Source organism: Micromonospora sp. NPDC005979 (assembly GCF_040614415.1).
Taxonomy (GTDB): domain Bacteria; phylum Actinomycetota; class Actinomycetes; order Mycobacteriales; family Micromonosporaceae; genus Micromonospora.
Map to the genome: position 1 here is coordinate 214,824 of NZ_JBEXUR010000003.1, position 16,196 is coordinate 231,019.

At 72.3% G+C, this 16,196-nt stretch carries 15 protein-coding genes and 1 tRNA gene; 9 read left to right on the plus strand and 7 right to left on the minus strand.

Going from position 1 to position 16,196, the window contains the following annotated elements:
* Positions 1-18: 18 nt before the first annotated feature.
* Positions 19-1,821: a methionine--tRNA ligase gene (gene metG, locus ABZ272_RS07120; protein WP_355048975.1), complete on the minus strand. Its 1,803-nt coding sequence runs from the start codon at positions 1,819-1,821 to the stop codon at positions 19-21.
* A gap of 158 nt (positions 1,822-1,979) precedes the next feature.
* On the opposite strand from metG, the gene ABZ272_RS07125 reads away from it, so the two are divergent.
* Entirely contained in the window at positions 1,980-3,191 is a 1,212-nt protein-coding gene (locus ABZ272_RS07125; protein WP_355048976.1) for a hypothetical protein, read from the plus strand.
* Between the two features lie 13 nt (positions 3,192-3,204).
* Here ABZ272_RS07125 and rsmI read toward each other — a convergent pair whose 3' ends face one another.
* Positions 3,205-4,053 carry a 16S rRNA (cytidine(1402)-2'-O)-methyltransferase gene (rsmI, locus tag ABZ272_RS07130; protein WP_355048977.1) on the minus strand — a complete coding sequence of 283 codons (849 nt, stop codon included), beginning with the start codon at positions 4,051-4,053 and terminating at the stop codon, positions 3,205-3,207.
* Positions 4,054-4,299: 246 nt separating this feature from the next.
* Here rsmI and ABZ272_RS07135 point away from each other — a divergent pair, with 246 nt between their 5' ends.
* The 3 genes from ABZ272_RS07135 to ABZ272_RS07145 all read left to right on the plus strand — a co-directional run bounded on the left by ABZ272_RS07135 (position 4,300) and on the right by ABZ272_RS07145 (position 8,284).
* Entirely contained in the window at positions 4,300-5,853 is a 1,554-nt protein-coding gene (locus ABZ272_RS07135) for a phospholipid carrier-dependent glycosyltransferase (RefSeq protein ID WP_355049318.1), read from the plus strand.
* A 359-nt stretch (positions 5,854-6,212) separates the two neighbouring features.
* Complete coding sequence (locus ABZ272_RS07140; protein ID WP_355048978.1) at positions 6,213-7,502, plus strand: VWA domain-containing protein; 1,290 nt, start codon at positions 6,213-6,215, stop codon at positions 7,500-7,502.
* Positions 7,502-8,284, plus strand: a complete 783-nt coding sequence (locus tag ABZ272_RS07145; protein WP_355048979.1) for a peptidase — start codon at positions 7,502-7,504, stop codon at positions 8,282-8,284. The genes ABZ272_RS07140 and ABZ272_RS07145 overlap by 1 nt, the downstream gene beginning before the upstream one ends.
* A 52-nt stretch (positions 8,285-8,336) precedes the next feature.
* Here ABZ272_RS07145 and ABZ272_RS07150 read toward each other — a convergent pair whose 3' ends face one another.
* Complete coding sequence (locus tag ABZ272_RS07150; RefSeq protein WP_355048980.1) at positions 8,337-8,606, minus strand: hypothetical protein; 270 nt, start codon at positions 8,604-8,606, stop codon at positions 8,337-8,339.
* Positions 8,607-8,789: 183 nt separating this feature from the next.
* On the opposite strand from ABZ272_RS07150, the gene ABZ272_RS07155 reads away from it, so the two are divergent.
* Positions 8,790-9,455, plus strand: a complete 666-nt coding sequence (locus tag ABZ272_RS07155) for a 4'-phosphopantetheinyl transferase superfamily protein (RefSeq protein WP_355048981.1) — start codon at positions 8,790-8,792, stop codon at positions 9,453-9,455.
* Between the two features lie 138 nt (positions 9,456-9,593).
* Positions 9,594-10,445 (plus strand): DUF4352 domain-containing protein, encoded by an 852-nt coding sequence (locus tag ABZ272_RS07160; protein WP_355048982.1) that lies wholly within the window; start codon positions 9,594-9,596, stop codon positions 10,443-10,445.
* 52 nt (positions 10,446-10,497) lie between these two features.
* On the opposite strand, the gene ABZ272_RS07165 is transcribed toward ABZ272_RS07160, so the two are convergent.
* On the minus strand, positions 10,498-11,499 hold the full coding sequence (locus ABZ272_RS07165) for a hypothetical protein (RefSeq protein ID WP_355048983.1): 1,002 nt from the start codon (positions 11,497-11,499) through the stop codon (positions 10,498-10,500).
* Between the two features lie 193 nt (positions 11,500-11,692).
* On the opposite strand from ABZ272_RS07165, the gene ABZ272_RS07170 reads away from it, so the two are divergent.
* The 3 genes from ABZ272_RS07170 (at position 11,693) to ABZ272_RS07180 (ending at position 14,119) form a co-directional block, all read left to right on the plus strand.
* Complete coding sequence (locus tag ABZ272_RS07170) at positions 11,693-12,391, plus strand: hypothetical protein (RefSeq protein WP_355048984.1); 699 nt, start codon at positions 11,693-11,695, stop codon at positions 12,389-12,391.
* Between the two features lie 321 nt (positions 12,392-12,712).
* Entirely contained in the window at positions 12,713-13,291 is a 579-nt protein-coding gene (locus tag ABZ272_RS07175; RefSeq protein WP_355048985.1) for a hypothetical protein, read from the plus strand.
* Positions 13,292-13,435: 144 nt separating this feature from the next.
* Entirely contained in the window at positions 13,436-14,119 is a 684-nt protein-coding gene (locus tag ABZ272_RS07180) for a lytic polysaccharide monooxygenase (protein ID WP_355048986.1), read from the plus strand.
* Between the two features lie 71 nt (positions 14,120-14,190).
* On the opposite strand, the gene ABZ272_RS07185 is transcribed toward ABZ272_RS07180, so the two are convergent.
* From ABZ272_RS07185 to ABZ272_RS07195, 3 genes are all read right to left on the minus strand, one after another.
* A tRNA-Ala gene (locus ABZ272_RS07185) sits at positions 14,191-14,267 on the minus strand.
* Positions 14,268-14,544: 277 nt separating this feature from the next.
* Entirely contained in the window at positions 14,545-15,324 is a 780-nt protein-coding gene (locus ABZ272_RS07190) for a hypothetical protein (protein ID WP_355048987.1), read from the minus strand.
* A gap of 179 nt (positions 15,325-15,503) precedes the next feature.
* Entirely contained in the window at positions 15,504-16,154 is a 651-nt protein-coding gene (locus ABZ272_RS07195) for a GNAT family protein (RefSeq protein WP_355048988.1), read from the minus strand.
* Positions 16,155-16,196 lie beyond the last annotated feature (42 nt).

Sequence of the window (16,196 nt, forward strand, 5' to 3'; positions counted from 1 at the left end):
CCGCGTGCCGCCAAACGCTCAGCCGGTCAGGCGGGCCAGCTCCTCGTCGACGATCGACGGGTCGAGCTTGCGGAACACCGGCGTCGGCGCGGTCAGCGGCCGGCCGGTCTCGATCGGCACCGACTCCCAGCGCGCGCCCACCGTGTAGTCCCCGGTGAGCACCGGGTACGACGGACCCCCGTCCAGGTCGTCGACCTGCTCGATGACGGGCATCGGCGCGTGTACGCCGGTGCCGCCGAGCAGCTCGTACACCTTCTGCGCGGAGTGCGGCAGGAACGGGGTGAGCAGCGTGTTGGCGTCGCTGACCACCTGGAGGGCGACGTGCAGGATGGTGCCCTGGCGGGGCTTGTCGGCCTCGGCCTTGAGCTTCCACGGCGCCTGCTCGGAGAGGTACTTGTTCGCCTCGGCGACCACCCGCATGGCCTCACCGATGGCCTGCTTCTGCCGGTGCCGGCCGATCAGGTCACCGACCGTGTCGAAGCCGGCCCGGGCGACGGCGAGCAGCGCCTCGTCGGCCTCGGTGAGCCCGGCCGGGTCGACCGGCGGGACGGCCCCGAAGTTCTTCGCGGCCATCGAGACGCACCGGTTGACCAGGTTGCCCCAGCCGGCGACCAGCTCGTCGTTGTTGCGGCGCAGGAACTCCGCCCAGGTGAAGTCGGTGTCGTTGCTCTCCGGCCCGGCGGCGGCGATGAAGTAGCGCAGCGCGTCGGCGTCGTAGCGCTCCAGGAAGTCCCGGACGTAGATGACCACCTTGCGGGACGAGGAGAACTTGCGCCCCTCCATGGTCAGGTACTCGCTGGAGACCACCTCGGTGGGCAGGTTGAGCCGGCCCAGCTCGCCCGGCTCACCGTCGCGGGAGCCCTCACCGGAGTAGCCGGAGAGCAGCGCCGGCCAGATCACCGAGTGGAAGACGATGTTGTCCTTGCCCATGAAGTAGTAGGACTGGGAATCCTTCCCCTGCCCGTCGGCGGACCACCACCTGCGCCACGCCTCCGGGTCGCCGGAGCGGCGGGCCCACTCGATCGAGGCCGACAGGTAGCCGATCACCGCGTCGAACCACACGTAGATCCGCTTGTCGGGGCGGTCGCGCCAGTCGTCGAGCGGGATCGGCACACCCCACTCCAGGTCCCGGGTGATCGCCCGGGGCTGGAGGTCGTCGAGCAGGTTGCGGGAGAACCGCAGCACGTTGGGCCGCCACCCCTGGCGGGTGTCCAGCCACTGCCGGAGCACGTCGGCCAGGGCGGGCAGGTCCAGGAAGAAGTGCTCGGTCTCGACGAACTTCGGGGTCTCGCCGTTGATCCGCGACTTCGGGTCGATCAGGTCGATCGGGTCGAGCTGGTTGCCGCAGTTGTCGCACTGGTCGCCGCGGGCGCTGTCGTAGCCGCAGATCGGGCAGGTGCCCTCGATGTACCGGTCGGGCAGGGTGCGCCCGGTCGACGGCGAGATCGCGCCCATGGTGGTCTTGGGCACGATGTAGCCGTTGCGGTACATCCCCTCGAACAACTCCTGCACCACGGCGTAGTGGTTGCGGGTGGTGGTGCGGGTGAACAGGTCGTAGGAGAGGCCGAGGCCGTGCAGGTCCTCCACGATCACCCTGTTGTACCGGTCGGCCAGTTCGCGCGGGGTGACCCCGTCGGCGTCGGCCTGCACCTGGATGGGGGTGCCGTGCTCGTCGGTGCCGGAGACCATGAGCACGTCGTGGCCGGCCATCCGCATGTACCGGGCGAAGACGTCGGAGGGAACGCCGAAACCGGAGACGTGGCCGATGTGGCGGGGGCCGTTGGCGTACGGCCAGGCCACTGCCGCGAGAACGTGACTCATGAGCAGCAAGCCTAGTGACCCGTCCGGCGGGCCCGCGAACCAATAGGGGGTGACGGGTCGACGGACCGGGCTGAGCCCCTCGGCCTTTGGTCCGATTTGTCGCCGACACGCGGCCCAGCTGCCCGTTCGGCCCCCACTGCCGGTGTGCAATGAACCTCGTGACTGGCAGACGAGCGGCTCGGGACCATGACGAGCGTCCCATCGGGCCGACGGTCGACGACGAGCCCGGCAGGGCGTCCGAGGCGTCCCGGGGCGGCGCGGTCGCGCCCCAACCCCGGCCGGTGCCCGCCGCCGAACCGACCGCCGCTCCCCGTCCGGACCCCGCGCCGAGCCCGGTGCCACAGCCGGATGCCGCGCCGAGCCCCGCGCCACACGCCGGCGCCGGGTCGCGGCCGAGCCCCAACCCCCGGCCGCCGACGCCGACCCCGGCGCGCCCCAGCCCGACGGCGCCCACGCCCAGCCCGGCCCGGCCGCACCCGCCGGGCCCGGCCGCCGGGAGACCACCGGCCGGCTCGTCCGCAGAGACGGCGGCGTCCGGCTCGTCCGTCGAGAGGCCACCGGGTGGTTCGTACGCCGGGACGGCGGCGGCCGGGAGCGCGACGCCCGCCGCTGTCGAACCGGGTCAGGCGGCGACGGCCGAGGTGGAGCCGACCACCGGGGCCCCGGTGGACGCGGTGCCGCGCCGGGTGCCGGTCCGTCAGCAGAGCCGCGGCCGGAACGCGCACCGGTCCGACGGGACGGAGCCGCCGGACGGCGACGGTGTCTTCTGGGCGCCGATCGAGGAGGTGCACTGGGACGGCACCCCGGTACGGGAGGACCCCGGTTCCCGGCCCCGTACCCCGGCGACTGGTCGTCGCGCCACCGCGCGGACGGCCGCACCGCCCGACCCACTGGTCGGACTGACCGTGCTGGTGCTGTTGAGTCTGGTCACCGCCTTCTTCGCCTGGGTCAGCGCGGGACCGTTCTGGCTCGCCGTCGGGCACGCGCGCGACGGCACCGTGGTGATCGACTCCTGCGCCGGCGGCGGGCTCAACCAGCGCTGCCGGGGGATGTTCACGGCGGACGAGGGACGGTTCCTGGCACCCGGCGTACGCGTCAGCGGCGTGCCCGCCGGGGGCGACGCGCCCGGAACCGCGCACCGGGCCCGGATGACCGGACCGGACGGCAGCACCGCGTACGCCGACACCGGCGCGAGCCGACACCTGCGCTGGCTACCCGGGTTGGTGGTGGTGCTCGGCTGCGCCGCCGGAATCGTCCGGTGGACCGGGTCGGCCCGGCTGCCCGGCCGGCGACACCGTCGGTGGGCGGTGGCCGCCGCGCTCACCGGCCCGACGCTGATCACCCTCGGCTTCCTGGCGGCCGCCTGGTGAGCGCGGCGGCGGGTCAGCTGTGCACGATCGTGTAGACCTCGCGGCGGCGTAGGGCGTACTCGGTGGCGACATCGGTGATGGCGTCCCGGCGGGACCGTCCGGCGGCCTCCCGCTCGGCGACCGCGGCGCGCAGGGTCTCGTCGTCGGGGCGTTCCGCGGCAGTCACCGGCGCGCCGGCCACCACCAGGGTGATCTCCCCGCGCGGCTCGGTCTCCGAGGCCCAGCGGGCCAGCTCACCGAGGGGACGGCGGAGAACCTCCTCGTACGTCTTGGTCAGCTCCCGGCAGAGCGCGGCCGGCCGGTCCGCGCCGAACGTGTCGGCCAGGTCGGTGAGCGCCGCGCCGATCCGGTGCGGCGCCTCGAAGAAGACGAGGGTGCGCTCCTCGGCGGCGAGCGCGCGCAGGCGGGACCGGCGGGCCCCTCCGGCCCGGGGTAGGAACCCCTCGAAGCAGAACCGGTCGCAGGGCAGCCCGGAGACGGCGAGGGCGGTGGTCACCGCGCTGGGCCCGGGGGCCACGGTGACCGGCGCACCAGCGTCCAGCGCGGCTCGGACCAGCCGGTATCCCGGGTCGGAGACGCTCGGCATGCCGCCGTCGGTCACCAGCGCCACCGCGTACCCGCCGAGGATGACCTCGACGAGTTCGGGCGTACGCCGTTCCTCGTTGCCCTCGAAGTAGGAGACGATGCGGCCTCCCACGGTGATGTCGAGGTCGCGAGCCAGCCGGGTGAGGCGGCGGGTGTCCTCGGCGGCCACCACGTCGGCGCTGGCCAGCACCTCGCGGAACCGGACCGAGGCGTCGGCGGGGTTGCCGAGCGGGGCGCCGAGCAGGATCAGGCGTCCAGCTTCGGACATTTCACCCACGACATTGTCTCCTTCATCGACAGCGAATACCGGTATCAGGGACGACGGGCGCCACAGGACACCCTGGCAGCCTACGATCGCCGGGTGACGAGTGCGTCGACAGCGCAGAGCCCGAGCGTCGAGCCGGCAGGAACGGTCGAGGTGTCGGGCGAGCCCAGCCCCCATCAGGAAGCGGCGACGCCGCCCGGCGACAGCGGGGGTGTGTCCGCCGCGGTCCGTCGCCGGTTCGCCACCGTCGACAGCCGGATGGACCCGTACTCGTGGCTCGCCACCGCCGTGGTGGTGGCCATCGCGGCGATCCTGCGCTTCGTCGGCCTGTCCAGTCCCAAGGGCAAGATCTTCGACGAGACGTACTACGCCAAGGACGCGTACGGGCTGATCAGCCGGGGCGTCGAATGGAACTACAAGGACAACGTCCCGTCGTACGTGGTGCACCCGCCACTGGGCAAGTGGCTGATCGGCATCGGTGAGTGGGCCTTCGGCTACCAGGACGCGGATTCGAAGGTCTCCGTCGGCGGGCACCTGTTCACCACCGCGCCGGAGTTCGGCTGGCGGTTCTCGGCGGCCCTGATCGGCACGCTGTCGGTGCTGCTGCTGGTCCGCATCGGCCGGCGGCTGTTCCGCTCGACGGTACTCGGCTGCGCGGCCGGCCTGCTGCTCGCGTTGGACGGTTTCCACCTGGTGCTGTCACGCGCCGCGCTGCTCGACATCTTCCTGCTGTTCTTCGTGCTGGCGGCCTTCGGCGCGCTGGTACTCGACCGGGACGCCCGGCGTCGGCGCTGGGCACGCGCGCTCGACGACGGCCTCGACCCCAGCCTGCCCGGGCGCGCGGGCCGACCGTCGACCGGTTGGAGGACGTGGCCGTGGTGGCGGCTGGCCGCCGGGGTGCTGATCGGCTGCGCCTGCGCGGTCAAGTGGAGCGCGCTCTACTTCGTGCCGGTGTTCGCCCTCTTCGTGGTCCTCTGGGAGGTCGGGCTCCGCCGGTCGGCCGGCGTCCGCAGGCCCTGGCGGGACACCCTGCTCGACGAGGTGCCCTGGCTGGTGCTGGCGGGGGTGCTGATGGTCGGCACCTACCTGGCGACCTGGTCGGGGTGGTTGCTGAGCGACGACGGCTACTACCGGCTGGCGACGTCGTCGGCGTACCCGACGGGGTCACTCAGCGACACCCCGGTGATCGGCCCGCTGGTCAACCTCTACGAGTACCACCGCGCCGCGTACGGTTTCCACGCCCAGCTCGACGACCCCCACAAGTACCAGTCGTGGCCGTGGCAGTGGCTGCTGCTCGGCCGCCCGGTCGCCTTCCACTGGTCGGGGGACGGCGTCTGCGGCGCACCGACCTGCGCCTCGGAGATCCTGCTGCTGGGCACTCCGCTGCTGTGGTGGTCGTTCCTGCCCGCTCTGGTGGCGCTCGTCTGGTTGGGCATCGCCCGTCGGGACTGGCGGGCCGGCGCGATCCTGCTCACCGTGGCCGCGGGTCTGCTGCCCTGGTTCTGGTTCGCCCTCGACGGCCGGACGATGTTCTCGTTCTACGCGGCCCCCGCGCTGCCCTTCCTGGTGCTCGCCGTGGTGTACGTGCTGGGCGCGTTGATCGCCCCGGCCGGGGGTGACGTGGGTGAGACGAAAGCCCTGGTGCCCGGCGACGCCGGCTACGAACGACGGTTGGTGGGCAGCATCGCGGCCGGGGCGTACGTGCTGCTGGTGGGGCTGTGCTTCGCCTACTTCTATCCGATCTTCGTGGGCAAACTGATCCCGTACTCGGACTGGCTGGCCCGGATGTGGCTCGACGGTCGCTGGATATAAGCACCGGCAGGCGACGCGCCGCTCAGCGCGAAGGACATCGGGCCCGCACGCGTGACGCGTGCGGGCCCGATGCTCGCTTGCGAAGTTCCAGACAAAGACGCGCGCCCCGATCGCCTGCCACGGGGGAAGCGGGCGATTGGGGCGCGCATGAAGAGCTTAACCACCGCGCGCCACCGGCACAACGGGTCAACTTGGGTCGGATTTCCGACCGATTCCGGCCGGGCCGAGGACTATCCTCCGGCCGTTGACCGAGGGTGACCTGACGTGGACCCAGCGCCCCCAAAGCGGACGCTCCGGCCGTGCAGAACGACCAACCACCCCGACGGCCCTCCAAAGTGGATCTCACTACACTGCGGGCCGTGATCAACTTCAGACGATCGGCGGCCGTCCTTCTCGGACTGCTGGCGACCACCGCGCTGACCGGGCCAGTCCCGGCGGCGGCCGACGAGGAGCAGGTGGCCGAGCCACCCCGGGTCGAGCTGGTGCTCGACGTCAGCGGCTCGATGCGGGCGGCGGACATCGACGGACGCAGCCGGATCTCGGTGGCTCAGCAGGCCTTCAACGACGTGGTGGACGCGCTACCGGAAGAGACCCAGCTCGGCATCCGGGTGCTCGGCGCGACCTACCAGGGCAAGGACAAGAAGGTCGGCTGCCAGGACACCCAACAGATCGTGCCGGTCGGTCCGGTCGACCGGACCGCGGCCAAGGCAGCGGTCGCGACACTCCGGCCGACCGGGTTCACCCCGGTCGGGCTGGCACTGCGCTCCGCCGCACAGGACCTGGGCAACGGGACCACCACCCGACGGATCGTGCTGATCACCGACGGGGAGGACACCTGCGCTCCGCCTGACCCGTGTCAGGTGGCCCGGGAACTGGCCGCGCAGGGCACCAGCCTGGTCGTCGACACGCTCGGCCTCGCACCCGACGAGAAGGTACGCCGGCAGTTGCTGTGCATCGCCGGGGCGACCGGCGGCACGTACACCGCGGCACAGAGCGCCGACGAGCTGACGGGCCGGATCAAGCAACTCGTCGAGCGGGCCGGCGACACCCACACCCGGGCGCCGACCGTGGTCGGCGGCACGGACGCCTGCGGGTCCGCGCCGCTGCTCGCCCCCGGGGTGTACGCCGACCGGGAGTCGTTCTCCGAGCACCGCTACTACCGGGTGCCCGTACGCCCCGGTCAGGAGCTGCGCGCATCGGTGAGCATGGCGCTGGACCGGCCGGTGAACCGGGACTACGGGGTGCTGCTGCGGGCCACCGCGGCGGACGGACGGGAACTGGTGCGGGGCGCGGACGCCGGCAGCGGCCGTGCCGACGTGCTCTCCGCCGGCCTGCGCTGGTCGGCCACGGCGGACGAGGAGGACGCCGACGAGGATGCCGCCGAGGCGAGCCCTACGCCGACCGTCGAGCCCACCACCGTCTGCCTGGTGGTCAGCAACTCGTTCGCCGCACGCCCGGGCACCGCGGCGACGCCCGGCATGCCGGTGGAGCTGACCATCGACGTGGTCGCCGCCGCCGGCGCCCCGGACGGCCCCGATCTCGGCCGTGGCTGGGTCCTGCTCGCCCTGCTCACCGTGGCGGGTCTGCTCACCGGCCTGGTCGCCGGCCTGCTCACCCGCTGGTGGGTCGCCACCTGGAGGGAGAACTGATGCGTACGGCACTGTTCCGGTCGCTGGCGGCGCTGCTCGCCGCCGGCGGGGTCGCGTTACTGCCCGCGGCGGCCGTGGCCGCCCCCAGCCCGTCGCCCGGCGCCACTGCCGTGACCCGGGCCGGCACCTCGTTCCTCACCGCCACGCCGATCACCGCGGGTCAACCGGTACGCGTGGACGCCTCCGTCGGCGACCACCTGTACTGGTCGTTCACCGCGACGGCCGGGCAGGTCCACGAGATCAGCGCTACCGTCACCTTCCCGAAGGCACGCAGCGGCGCCTCCACGTGGACGATCGACGTGTTCGACGGGCTGCGCCGGCGGCAGGCGTGCACCGCCGGGGCGCAGACGCCCACGGTGGACGGCAAGGCGTCCAGCGTGGCGTTGGGCTGCACCCTGCGCGAGGTCCGTCCCTGGGCGGAACCGTGGTCGGCCGATCCGCTGCCCGGCACGTACGTGGTCCGGCTCTCGGTCATCGACCTGCCCGAACCGGACCTGGGCGCACCCGTCGACGTGGACCTGCTGGTCGGCGTCGTCGACGACCGGGGCGCCTCAGCCGATGACGGCGAGCTGGCCGCACCGCTGGTGCCGAACACGAAGGCGGGCACGGTGCTCAACGCCGTACCGACGCCGGAGCCTGAGGCCGACGACGAGGGTGCCTCGCTGACGGACTGGCTGCCGGATCTCGGCTCGCGCTGGATCTGGACCGGCATCGGCGGCGTGCTCGCCGCGGTGGCCGGGGTGGTCGGCTTCGCTCTGACCCGGCGGCCCCGGCGACCCTGAGTCGGCCGTGCCCGTCGGTGGCCCCGCCCGGTCGGGCGGGGCCACCGGCGGTTCAGCTTCGTCGCGTCCCCCGCGGCAGCCAACCGATGAAGCGGTCCTGCAACGACATCACCGGCGCTGCCCGCAAATCCTCGGCGGCGGCGGCGAGACAGGAGCCCAGGTAGACGCTGAGCATCGCGCGATCACCCCCGTACTCCGCCAGCAGCCGGTCGCGCTTCGTCGTACACGGCCACTCGTCGCCGCAGGAGCCGCAGTTCCAGCCCGGGGTCGTGGGTGCGTGGTCGTCGGCCCGACCCCCTGGCCGTTCGGCGCCATCGCTCATCGCAGCTCCTTCAGATGCTCACGGGACTCGGCAGCTCTTGATGGTGGTCCCCCCGGAGCCATCATGGAGAGCGCGACGCGTCCCTCCGGTGTTACATCTTTGCGGTACCTTCTCCGGTCGTGGGAGTCGGAAATTTGACGGTCCAGAGAACCCCTGCTCGCTACCCGTCGGTAGGGCCCCGCCGTGCGTGAGCTCCTGCCGCCAACGGTCGCCGTGGCGGTCGCCGCGCCCGACGACTGGACCGGCGACCTCCTCGACGCGGAGCGGGCGTGTCTCGGCGACCAGGCGGTGCAGACCCGTCGACGGGACTTCACCGCCGGCCGGGTCTGTGCCCGCCGGGCCATGGCCGACCTCGGCCTGCCGGTGGTGGCCGTGCCCAGTGCCGCCAACCGGGCGCCGGTCTGGCCGGCGGGCGTGGTGGGCGCCATCACCCACACCGCCGGCTACTGCGCCGCCGCCGCGGCGCGCGCCACCGACGTGCGGTCCGTCGGTATGGACGCCGAGCAGCACCGCGAGATCGATGCGGGGGTACGCCGACTCGTGCTGCTGCCCGAGGAGCAGGAGCACTACGCGCGACTCCCCTCCGGCATCCGGTGGCCGATCGTCTTCTTCAGCGCCAAGGAGACCGTCTACAAGGTCTGGCACCCGGTCGTCGGGTCCTGGCTGGACTTCCACGACGCCCGGCTGGAGATCGACCCGGACGCCGGCACGTTCACCGCTCGGATCGCGCCGGCGCGGGTGGGCGCGGCGGAGGCCGCGGGCGTCGCGGACCCGCCGAGCACGATCCACGGCCGCTTCGTGGTCGCCGACGGCCTGGTCCGCACCGCTGCCGTCCTCACACCGCGCTGACCACCACCGTCCACGCTGGCCACCGCCGTGGGCTGCGGGGGCCGTGGGACGCGGGCCGGCGTGCCGACCGGCCGCCCGGCGCCGCGAGGTAGCGTCGGCGCGTTCCCGAACCGCACGTACGAGGCGTCAAGGAGTACGGTGACCCACCCCCAGCCCCCCGTCGGACCGCAGGACCTTCAGCAGCCGAGTCCGGAGCCGCTGCTCCCGGCCACACCGCAGCGGTCCGCCGCCGACCCGACGGTTCCGCCGGCGACGCCCAGCCCCTGGTCGACTGCGGGCAGCGAGCCGGTCCCGCCGCCGTACTCCGGCGCCGCGTACCCGCAGGGCGACGGGCCGGGCCACCCGCTCACGCTGCCGCCGCCCGTCCCGCCGACGACGACGACGTCGCAGCGGACCGTGGTCGCCGTCGCGGTGACGACGGCCGTGCTCGCCCTGCTGTTCTGCGCCGGCGGCATCGTGGCCGTCGTCATCGGCGCGAAGAACGCCGCCAACAACGTGACCGAGGCGCTGCCCACCCCCGGCGTCACCGGCGACGCCGGGCAGCCGGCGGCCGGGGCCATGCCCTCGCCCGTACCATCCGTCGCCTCCGCCAAGGCCCGGAACATGTCCGTCGGGGACACTCTCGTCATCGACGACAACGGCGGCACCGTCGAGATCACCGTGACGAAGTTCCACACCGCCACGAAGCCCTGCAAGACGTACGGCCTGAAGCCCGACGAGGGCATGTTCGTGATCGCGGACGTGACGGTGACGGTGACCAGGGGCACCGGCTCGGCGAACCCGCTCTTCTTCCAGTGGGTCGCCGCGGACGGCACCGAGACCAACGCGGTGACGGGTGCCTTCTCCGGCTGCGGCAAGCCGATCCCGGCCGGCAACGACCTGGCCGCGGGCAGCAGACGTACCGGCAGCGTGGTGTTCGACGTGCACGACACGTCGGGGGTGCTGGAGTACCAGCACCAGTTCGCGACCGCCGGTTCCTGGCGGCCCTGACGTGCTGGTGGGGCCGGCCCGATGATCGGACCGGCCCCACGCGTTCGACAGGTCAGCAGCCGGTCCACCGGACCGGGGTCACCCGGTCGGCGTTCCGGAAGCCGACGATGGCACCGGTGTCGGCGATGGCCTTCGCGCCGACGTTGCCGCCGCCCGGCAGGACCCGGGAGGTGGCGCCACGGGTGACCAGGGCACCGCCCACCACGACGCCCTTGGCGTTCACGTCGTCGAGCCCCGCCTCCGGGTCGAGGATCGTGTGCGATCCGTTGCGGAGGTCCCACCGGACCTTCGCCGGGTTGTCACCGCCGAGCCAGACCTGGCCGATCGCCCAGTGGCCCGCGGCGGCGTTGACCACCGTCGACCCACCACCGGCGACCGCGAGCGGCTTGACCTTGCCGTTCGGGCGACGGACCCATCCGGTCCAGTCGCCGAAGGGTCCCGCCTGACCGACGATGGTCCCGTTCGGCGTGATGCCGGTCGCCTGGGCGTTGACCGGGGCGTCCAGCACCTCGACCGTCCCCGGCCGGGCGGCCGGCCAGCGCAGGGCGCTGAACTCGCCGGGCACGATGTCGGAGCCGTAGCCGACGATGTCACCCGCGGAGTTGATGGCGGTGACGAAGATGCCGGTGGACGGCAGCACCGGCAACTGCTGGAGCTTGCCGTCGCGGTAGGTCCACGGCCGTCCGATGCCGCTCTCCGCCCAGCCGTTGGCGATCACGGTGCCGCTCTCGTTGACGTCGACCGGATCGAGTCCGTTGCCCGGCGCCACGATCTCGGTGAGCCGCTGCTTGTCCCAGACCAGCAGCAGGTACTGGTTCTCGGTCTCACCGACCCGCAGGCCCGTGCCGGCGACGAAGCGGCCCGACGGGTCGATCGCGCTCGCGTCGGCGCGGTAGGTGTCCGTCGGGTAGGGCAGTGTGCTGATGGTGCAGGCGCTGGCGGTGGTCCTCGCGGGCGCGGCGGTCGCCGTCGCGGACATGGCGACGCCGAGCGAGGCGGCAAGCAGTCCGGCGGCGGTGCCGGCGAGCATCCTGCGTCGAGCGGTGTGCTTCATCGTTTCTCCCCGTGTGGATCCCGGGCGGTCCCGGGCGTCGACTGATGCCAGATGCACACCTGAGAGGGCCTCACGGTTGCGGCCTGTCCGATGAGCGACGCCGTTGATCCAGACGGCCTCCGGTCTGCTATGGACGGTCGACGCGGGTGGACCGCTCTTGCCCGAGGTCCGTCGTGGCCCCAGGATCGGGCGGGTGATCATCGATCGGCCGCGTCCGAGCCGCACGCTGGACTACCACCTGGTCCTACCCGCCCCGGGCGACCCGATCGGCGCGGGCATCCTCGTCGAGGAGTTCACCCGCCAGGAGGATTTCTGCGCCACCGGCCTGCAGAGCGCGAGCTGGACACCGGGCGGTGGCTGGTGGAGTTCCGCCGCGCTGAGCCTCGGCCTGCGCGCCGACCCCGCCGTCCTCGCCCGAGTCGTGCCCACCGGCCCCGCCGAGGCAGCGGACGCCTACCGCCGCCTCGGCGGGGGCGAACTGCCGTCCGAGGTCGTGCTGCGGACGTACTTCCGCGACCACCAACCGATCGCGGTGGCCGCGCCGCTACGACTCGGTCCGAGCCGGCCGCCGGACGGCTTTTCCGAACAACGGGTGTACCGCGTCCTGTTCGCGAAGGACCTGCGGGCGGAGCAGGTGGCAGCGCTGCGGAGGAGATGGCGCACGACGGGTGGCGGCACCGCCGGGTCGGTCGCCGACGGTCGCCACGACAGCGGTGGTGCCCGGTTCAGCTGGCACCTGCGCCGGGTCGGCCACACCCTCGCCTGGGGCCTCGACGTGACGGCCCTGGTGCGTATCGGCGGGGCCGATGCGGTGCCGGCGATCCTGGCCGACCTGACGAACCTGCTGCGACAGCATGGGCTGGTCACCGTGACGACCGAACGGTTCGCCTGACGAACTTGCCGATTTTGCAATGATGTACGTCGATGTTGCCACAGTGGTGCCAGACGTGTTGGAATGGCTCGTATCGCCGCAGCGCGGGGGCAACCGCGCTGGAAACGGCCAGCGCGGGAGCAGCGCAGTGCCGGCAGCGCGCCGATTGGGCAGACGCTCGCCTGTCGCACAGCCGGGCCATCTCCGTGACGACGGACAGCTCGCCGTTCCCGTCGTACGCACCCCCGACACATGCCCCCGAAGGCCGACGTGCCCGCCGGGGCGTCCGGTCCCGTCCGGTCCGTGAGGACGCCGGAGCCGGCGACGAGGTGAGAGGCAATCATGAGGTCCCCAGAGAATGCCGCCAGGTGGTACCGGAACCGGCTGGTGTGGGTGGCGGTGATCCTGCTGGTGGTGTCGGCCGGCGCGGTCGTACTGGTCAGGCAGGCGGACCAGGACGCGAAGCCGGCGGACCTACAGGCCCAGATCACCGCCCGGATGCGGACGACGCTCGAACAGGCCGACCCGGGGCAGCACAACCATGCCGGCCACGGCGCCCAGCAGGTGGCCACCGAGGGTAAGCCGCCGGTGATCTGCGGGGTCCGCGTCTACGGGTACGAGCCGAGCGACGCCGCCGCGCTGACCGACGTGCGTACGGTCTACGGCTTCCACCTGTGCGGAGTCGCCGAGAAGAAACGCCCCTGGGACGTGGCGGTCAAGCTGGCCGGCCCTTTGATCATGGACATGTCCACCAACCCTCCGGGCATCCAGGTGGTGGAGGCGACCGCCGATGTCATGTTCGTCGACCGACTACGCCAGATGTTCCCGGACAAGTACGAGGAGTTGGCGCTCAAAGAGGCGTTGACCCAGTCGGAGATGGCCGACCAGCGTCGCCGGTACGACGCCGCAGCCGGCCTCTGAGCACGTTCCCCGCTCGGTGGCGACCACTCTGACCACCTCATATCCCATTTTAGATAGATCAGCATTGATATTTAGACACATGGATGTAACAGTGGGTTTGGGAGCGTTCCCACCCCGATCACCCCCGAGAACGGAGGATGAACCGTGCGTTCAACCAAGTCCGATCAATCCGGCGGGCGACCCCGGTCTACCGTCCGTCGGTCCCTCCAGGCGCTGGTCCTGCTGTTCGCCATGGTGGCCGGCGCACTGCCCTCGGTCGGCGCGGCCCAGGCACACGGCACCGTCATCAACCCGGCGACCCGCGCGTACCAGTGTTGGAAGACCTGGGGCAACCAGCACACGAACCCGGCCATGCAGCAGCAGGACCCGATGTGTTACCGGGCGTTCCAGGCCAATCCCGACACCATGTGGAACTGGATGAGCCAGCTGCGTGACGGTCTCGGTGGCCAGTTCCAGGCCCGCACCCCGGACGGGCAGCTGTGCAGCAACGCCCTCACCCGGAACGACTCGCTCAACCAGCCGGGAGCGTGGAAGTCGACCCCCGTCAGCCGCAACCTGACGGTCCAGATGTACGACCAGGCCAGCCACGGCGCTGACTTCTTCCAGGTCTACGTTTCGAAGCAGGGGTTCAACCCGGCCACCCAGAAACTCGGTTGGGGCAACCTGGACCTGATCGCGACGACCGGCCGCTACGCGCCGGCGCAGAACATCTCGTTCAACGTCTCGATCCCGTCCTCGCGCAGCGGGAACCACATCCTGTTCGTGCTGTGGAAGGCGTCGCACATGGACCAGACGTACATGTGGTGCAGCGACATCACCGTCAGCTGACGGCAGGACCCGACAGCCATGGCATACGGCAAGGGCGGTTCTCGGTCACCCGAGAACCGCCCTTGCTCTGTTGGTGGAGCTGAGGGGATTTGAACCCCTGACCCCCTCGATGCGAACGAGGTGCGCTACCAGTCTGCGCCACAGCCCCCCACCGGCGAACCGGCTTCGGTCCCACCCGGCTTGTCACCGGGCGGGCCGGCAGCAAGGCTAACAGGTCGCCCGCCTCCGCCGCGAATCCACCCCCGGTGCGCCGCCCCGCAGGCCCCGAGATCCACTCACCTTCCCGAAAATCGGGGTATCCCGGACACCCGGACACCGCGCCTTCCCGGAAGCCGAGTCGATCAAGCGCCCCCAGGCCCGGCAAGGGCCGCCGCCAGACCCGGCAGGCCGCCGCCAGACCGGCCGGGCAGGGCGGGGCAACGCGGTCAGGCGCCCCGGCCGGCCTCGTAGGGACGGCCGCGCAGGCCACCCGAGCGGCGGTACGAGACCGAGCCGCCGTTGACCGCCGCCGGCAGGTCCGCAGGGCGGTCGAGGCCCATTGCGGCTCGGCGTACCCCCTCGCGTTGGGCCGCGAGGCGACGCTGCGCCTCCCGACGGGCCGCCGCGCGACGGGCCTGCTCGCGGCGGACCTCGGCCTGGCGGGCGGCCAACCACGCCGCCTCCCGGGCCCGGGCGCGACGCCGGCGGCGAGCGGCGAGGGCTCGCCTGCGCAGGTGTACGACGTACAGGGCCAGCAGCATGAAGGTGACCGAGAAGCCGATCCAGAAGCCGGGGCTGACGAACAGCACGCCGATCAGCTCGACGACGTTGAGCAGCAGCAGCGCGGCGAGCACGCGGCGTCGCCGGTACACGGCGGGAGTGTGCTGCCGGCGCGGTGGACGGCGGCGGGAACGCGTCGAGGCCGGCGGCACGGCGCGCAACCGGCCGGAGCGACGGGCCGCCGGGGGCGCGGAGACCGGTACGGCCAACTTTCCCGTAGTCGTATCTTCACTTAGGGTGACGACAAGCGAGCGCGGCGGGTGGAGGGGCGCCCGTCCCGGCACAGTGCGACGCCGCCGGCGGCGTTGGAGCACCCGCGCCGTCGACTGCGCCCGCTCCGCCACCAGCCGCTCGGTGGCGTCGTACCGGCGAACCAGCGCCGGGGCCAGGGCGAGCAGGCCGGCGGCGGCGAGGACGGCGAGGAGCACCGAGGTCGGCACCCTCACCCCTCCCGTCACCGAATTCGGAGCAACCGCTCCCCGACCGCAGGATCTTCCACCGATCACGCCTGAGCGCGTGGATCATCCGGGCGGTGAGCGCTTGCCGCAGCTTGCAGTTACTTGAGGTTACGGTGAACCGACCGGGATACCGCAGCGCCGCGCCGATCCCGTGCGTGGGACAGTCGTTACCGCGCGGTCGCGCGGATCCGGTGCCAGCGGGCCAGTAGACCGCCCTCGGCGGCGACCTCCTCGCTCGTCATCGCGTATCCGATGTGGTCACGCCACGCGCCGTCGATGTGCATGTAGCGCACGTGGTACGACTCCTCGCGGAAGCCCAACTTCTCCACCACCCGCCGCGACGGGCGGTTCTCCGGCCGGATGTTGACCTCGATCCGGTGGAGTCCACCCGGGCCGAACGCGTGGTCCACAGCGAGCGCGAGCGCGGTCGGGATCACACCCTGCCCGGCCACCCGGGCGTCCACCCAGTAGCCGACGTAACCGGAGCAGAAGGCGCGGCGCACGATGCTGCCGACGTTGAGGTGCCCGACCAGCCGATCCCGGTCGGCCTCACGCAGGCAGACCGCGAAGGGCATCCCCTCGCCCTCGCGGGCCGAGCGCCGCTGGTCGCGGTGCACCCACCGGAACGCGGCCGGCGAGTTCAGCTCGTCCCAACCGCCCGGCAGCGACGACTCCCAGGGGGCCAGCCAGGCCTGGTTGGCCCGGCGTACCTGCGACCACGCCGCCGCGTCGGAGCGCCGGTACGGGCGCAACAGCACCGGCCCGTCGACCAGCACCGCCGGCCAGCCGGGCGCACGGACCGGTCCGAAGAGACTCACCCGCACAGTCTCCCGCGCGGGACCTCCTCGCGCGCAAGTGGA